Genomic DNA, 3,494 nt, shown 5'->3' on the forward strand with positions numbered 1-3,494 from the left:
GGTCGCCTCCACCTCCCGGATGCTCGCCATGTGCGCCGCCCCGTTCGGCGCCTTCCTCGGCGGCTGGCTGGCCACCGCCTACGACGTCCGCACCCCGCTCTACACCGCCGCCGCCCTCCTCCTGTCGATGACGGCCGTCACCGCGACCATGACCGGCAACCGCCGGGTCGAGGCGGCGCTGCGCGCCGTCGCCCCGGCGGCCGGGGAGCCCGCCCGGGAGGGTGTGCTCGACGCCTCGTGACGCGGGCCCCACGCCCCGTGCCCCCGTACCCCTCAGTCGGCGGCGCGGGGCGCCGCCGTGCGGGCGCGTACCTGCTCGGGGGTCAGGTAGTCGTCGCCGTGCTCGAACTCCCGCAGCGTCGGCGGCTTGCCCGCCCTCAGGCCCATCCGCACGAAGTCGTCCCCGGCCACGGCGTTGAGCAGCCAGTTGGTCAGGACGCGCGTCTTGGCGACGTTGGTGCGCAGCGCGGACCAGTGGTAGCCGCGGGCCACGGCCTGGGCCGGGAGGCCGCGCAGCGGGATGCCCAGCGGCTTGGACACCGCGTCGGTGCCGCCCAGGTCGACGACGAGTCCCAGGTCCTTGTGCGCGTACGGGCGCAGCGGCCGGTGGCGCAGCGTCGCGACCAGGTTGTCCGCGAGGGTGCGGCCCTGACGCAGGGCGTGCTGTGCGGTGGGCGGACAGACGGCGCCCTCCTGCCCGGCGGCGAGGTCGGGGACGGCCGCGGCGTCCCCCAGCGCGAAGACCCCGGGCGCGCCCGGCACCGTCATCTCGGGCGTCACCAGCAGCCTGCCGCGGACGGTTTCCGTGCCGAGCGTGCCGATCAGGGGGCTGGCCGCCACCCCCGCCGTCCAGATGAGGGTCCTGCTGGGCAGCACCCGGCCGTCGGTGAGCGTCACCTCCGTGGGGCCCGCCTTGGCGACGCTGACGCCGAGGGAGACCCGGATGCCGCGGCGGCGCAGGACGTCCAGGGCGGTCCGGCCCAGGGAGTCGCCGAGTTCGGGCATCAGCCGGGGTGCGAGGTCCAGGAGGTGCCAGCTGATCCGGCGGTGGTCCAGCCGGGGGTAGCGCTTGACGGCGTGGTGGGTGAGCCGTTGCAGGCAGGCCGCCGTCTCGGTGCCGGCGTACCCGCCGCCGACCACGACGAAGCACAGCCGTGAGGCGCGTTCCGCCTCGTCCTCGCTCGCGTCGGCCAGGTCCAGCTGGGAGATGACGTGGTCGCGCAGATGGGTGGCCTCGGCGAGGGTCTTCATGCCCCGGGCGTGCTCGGTGAGGCCGGGGATGTCGAAGGTGCGGGTGATGCTGCCGGGAGCCAGCACCAGATGGTCGTAGGGCTGGTCCGTCAGCTCGCCGGTGATCTTGCGGATGACGCAGACCTTGGCGCGGGTGTCCACGCCCACGGCGCCGCCGGGAATGATCCGGGTGCGGTGGCGGCTGCTGCGCCGCAGGGAGACGGCGACGGACTGCGGGGTGAGCACTCCGGACGCCACCTGGGGGAGCAACGGGAGGTAGAGCTGGTAGGAGTCGGGGGTGACCAGGGCGATGTCCGCCTCGGCGGGGGCCAGCCTCCGCTCCAGCCGGCGGATGCACTCCACCCCGGCGAATCCGGCTCCCACCACGAGGATCCTCGGTCGTTCCACGGTGTCCGTCCCTTCTCGGGCCTGGCAGGTCTCCCCCTCGCCTGCCCACCGGAGGCGGAACGGAACGGGTCCGAGGTGGTCCCGGACGGGGGCGGCTGCTCCGTGCGGGCTATGCCCGGGGGCAGCGCGGCTGACCGGGCGGCGGGCCGGGCAGGTGTGGGGGTGTGAGAGAACACGTGAACCACCGCTACGCCGTCGCCGCCGTCCGCCGGGGCGGCGGCTGGGAGTGCGTCCGGCTGCAGCGCACCGCGCTGACCGGGCTCGACGAGGCGATCGGCGCGGTGCGCGGGGCGGGGACCGACGACGCGGACGCAGTGTTCGGGTTCTTCAACGCGGACGAGGCGTTCTTCCTGGTCGTGCGCCCCACGGCGGCCGGAACGGACCTGATGCTGTCGGACACCCGGGCCGCCGAGCAGCACACGCTCGCCGCCGAGGTCCTGGACGTCCTCAGCGCCGGCGCGCCGGGGCGGGACACGACCGGGCCTTCACCGGCCGGCGCCCTGGGCATCCTGGGCGACGCCGGGATCGGGCCGGCCGACATGGCCGCCCTCCTGCGGACCGGCGCCGTGCCCGACGACCAGCTGCGGAGCCTGGCCGAGCAGGCGGGTTTCGGGGCCGAGTTCGAGGCGGCCCGGCGGTAGGGCCGTAACCGAACTCCCTTTAGTTGAGCGGAAAATCTTTTTGTCAAGGCCCTGCTGGCCGAAAATATTTTCCCAATTTGGTGATCGACGCACTGATGTTTCATCATCGTGACTGAGCGTCATGTCCTGGCGCCCGTCGAGCGGGTGGGGGTACCGGGGGGTCCCCCTGCTCCCAGGCCGGTACCGACCGGTCCGGCCGGAGCGTGCCCGCTCGCGCCGCGCAGAGCCGCGGCTTCCCTACCGATCCGTCACCTAGGCAAAGGCCCATGTCCGCCCAGCAGCTCTCGGACCTCATACGTTTCGCCCGTCACAACTCACCCTTCTACCGGGACCTCTACGCGTCCCTGCCGCCGGACACCGACCGCCTCACCGACCTGCCGGTGGTCGACCAGCAGGCGTTCTGGGCGGCCAACACCCCGCACGACAACCGCGTACTGACCGGCCCGCTCAGCGAGGCCACGGTCTACCAGACCGGCGGCACCACCGGGTCGCCCAAGTTCTCCGTCTACACGCGCGACGAGTGGCGCACGTTCGTCACCGCCTTCGGCCAGGGGCTGGTGGACGCGGGCCTGCGCCCGGGACACCGCGTCGCCGACCTCTTCTACGCCGGGGAGCTGTACGCCAGCTTCCTCTTCGTCCTCGACTCCCTCGCCCACGCGCCCGTGGACAACGTCCGCCTGCCCGTCGGCGGCGGCGCGCCGCCGGAGTCGACGATCCCCACCCTGCGCGACCTCGGGGCCCAGGTGGTCGCCGGAACGCCGACCACCCTGTGCCGGCTCGCCGAGCAGGTCGTCTCGTCCGGTGTCCGGCTCGACGCGGTGGAGCTGCTGCTGTTCGGCGGCGAGGCCCTCTTCGACGACCAGCGGCGCCTGCTGGCCACCGCGTTCCCGCGCGCCGAGGCCCGCTCCGTCGGATACGCCAGCGTCGACGCCGGCCTGCTCGGCCGTCCCGTCCCCGGCCCCGACACCCGCGTGCACCGCCCCTTCACCCCGTACTCGGTCGTCGAGATCCTCGACGACTGCACCGGTGAGCCCGTCACCGAGCCGGGCCGGCCCGGCCGGGTCGTGGTCACCAGCCTCTTCCGCCGCCTCATGCCGGTCATCCGCTACCCCGCGGGCGACCGGGCCGAGTGGACCGGCACGGGGCCCGGGCACTTCCGGATACTCGGCCGCGCCGAGGAGGGCGTGCGGGTGGGGCCCGTCTCCGTCCACACCC

At 74.1% G+C, this 3,494-nt stretch carries 3 protein-coding genes and 1 pseudogene; 3 read left to right on the top strand and 1 reads right to left on the bottom strand.

The genetic code is table 11. The features are described 5' to 3' along the window. Window positions 1-241, top strand: a pseudogene (locus tag ACFVXK_RS37585) (MFS transporter); the annotation flags it as partial. A gap of 32 nt (window positions 242-273) precedes the next feature. On the opposite strand, the gene ACFVXK_RS37590 reads toward ACFVXK_RS37585, so the two are convergent. After that, window positions 274-1,638 (bottom strand): NAD(P)/FAD-dependent oxidoreductase, encoded by a 1,365-nt coding sequence (locus ACFVXK_RS37590; protein ID WP_389621567.1) that lies wholly within the window; start codon window positions 1,636-1,638, stop codon window positions 274-276. A 164-nt stretch (window positions 1,639-1,802) separates the two neighbouring features. Here ACFVXK_RS37590 and ACFVXK_RS37595 point away from each other — a divergent pair, with 164 nt between their 5' ends. Both ACFVXK_RS37595 and ACFVXK_RS37600 read left to right on the top strand, forming a co-directional pair. Next, a complete protein-coding gene (locus ACFVXK_RS37595; RefSeq protein ID WP_389621570.1) occupies window positions 1,803-2,279 on the top strand; it encodes a tRNA adenosine deaminase-associated protein in 477 nt (158 codons plus the stop codon). A 266-nt stretch (window positions 2,280-2,545) separates the two neighbouring features. Beyond that, a partial coding sequence (locus ACFVXK_RS37600) for a phenylacetate--CoA ligase family protein (RefSeq protein WP_389621573.1) occupies window positions 2,546-3,494 on the top strand: 949 nt, incomplete at its 3' end.

Source organism: Streptomyces sp. NPDC058157, assembly GCF_042884105.1.
In the GTDB taxonomy this organism is placed as follows: Bacteria; Actinomycetota; Actinomycetes; order Streptomycetales; family Streptomycetaceae; genus Streptomyces.